Genomic DNA, 1439 nt, shown 5'->3' with positions numbered 1-1439 from the left:
TCTTTTTGATGTATAATTATGTCAATAAGACTATACATATGGAGGCTATATATGAAATACGAAGTTATATTATTTGATGCAGATGAAACATTATTTGATTTTAAAAAATCTGAAAAACAAGCTTTTGAAAACAGTATTCGTGAATTTAATATGGATTATGATGAAAACTATCATTTAAAAGTTTATGAAGAAATAAATAAAAATATATGGTTAGAATTTGAACAAGGATTAATAACACAAAAGAAACTAAAGGTTGAAAGATTCAAAAGATTATCTGAAAAGTTAAATACCCCTTTTGATCCAGAAGAGTTCTCTAATGCATATATAAGACATCTAGCTAATGCTTCTTTCTTATATGAAGATAGCATTGAATTAATAAAAGAATTAAGTAAAAAATATAGGTTAGCTATTGTTACAAATGGTCTTAAAGACGTACAGTCTAAAAGAATAGGACAATCTATCATAGCTGAATATTTTGAGACAATGGTTATTTCTGAAGAAGTTCAAATATCAAAACCTAATCCTGAAATATTTGAAATTGCTCTAAATAGATTAAACTTTAATGATAAGAGTAAAGTTTTAATGATAGGTGATAGCTTAACTTCAGATATAAAAGGCGGAATCAACTTTGAGATTGATACTTGTTGGGTAAACCTAAATAAAGTTAAGAATTCAACATCAATTAAACCTACCTACGAAATATCAAATTTAAAAGATTTAACTAAAATATTAAACAACAAATAGGAATACTATTAATAACTCCTCATTATAGACATATATTAAGATGGATATTATACTGAAAAAAATATAAATTTTATAGTATTGACATAAAACTCAATGTTTAAATTTAGGGAGAGTAAATAAGTTTATTTTTATATAAATCTATCTACTCTCCCTAATATTAAATTTTCTTATCAAAATAACTTCTATATAGTCAATTTATATTCATATCTAGCATTAAAATATATTAAGGTATCACCCACCAATAGAATCTATTATCCATTTATTAGTACCCTTTTCTTTAATCAAGGTATAATGTTTATTATGTTCACCACTACCCTCAACTGATTTATTATCATCTTTATATTTTATATAATAGTCAACAGTATATATTTTAACATCATCTCTTGATAAATCTTTTCTTAAACTTCCTTTTCCATCATGCATATACGCATTATAAAGAACCTCATCAGTAATTAGTTCTATATTAATTAATTTCATGGTTTCTATATTGTCTATATAGTAATCTGGCATTTCATAAGTAACAGTACTACTTAATTTATCGATATTATGCATATCTTTGTATTTTATATAATTTTTAATTACTTTTTCAGGTGTATTGGAACTTTTTATAAATATAAAAAATATACTTAATATAAATATAACGGAAATTATTATAATCTTTAATTTCTTATTCATATTATTTCCCACCTTATAAC

General features: G+C 23.4%; 2 protein-coding genes. One reads left to right on the top strand and one right to left on the bottom strand.

From position 1 onward, the window contains the following. The first annotated feature begins 51 nt into the window (after positions 1 to 51). On the top strand, positions 52 to 744 hold the full coding sequence (locus tag E6248_RS15985) for a YjjG family noncanonical pyrimidine nucleotidase (protein ID WP_316341757.1): 693 nt from the start codon (positions 52 to 54) through the stop codon (positions 742 to 744). Between the two features lie 231 nt (positions 745 to 975). Here E6248_RS15985 and E6248_RS15980 read toward each other — a convergent pair whose 3' ends face one another. After that, positions 976 to 1419 (bottom strand): DUF4829 domain-containing protein, encoded by a 444-nt coding sequence (locus E6248_RS15980; RefSeq protein WP_316341756.1) that lies wholly within the window; start codon positions 1417 to 1419, stop codon positions 976 to 978. Positions 1420 to 1439: the final 20 nt, after the last annotated feature.

It is taken from the genome of Clostridium sp. (genome assembly GCF_032552055.1).
In the GTDB taxonomy this organism is placed as follows: Bacteria; Bacillota; Clostridia; order Clostridiales; family Clostridiaceae; genus Clostridium.
Note: the sequence above shows the minus strand (reverse complement) of the source record. Positions and strands in the feature narration are given on the sequence as shown.

Bases quoted from the DNA above. Each gene is read 5' to 3' on its own strand.
- E6248_RS15985 (WP_316341757.1), top strand. From the start codon at position 52: ATGAAATACGAAGTTATATTATTTGATGCAGATGAAACATTATTTGAT.
- E6248_RS15980 (WP_316341756.1), bottom strand. From the start codon at position 1,419: ATGAATAAGAAATTAAAGATTATAATAATTTCCGTTATATTTATATTA.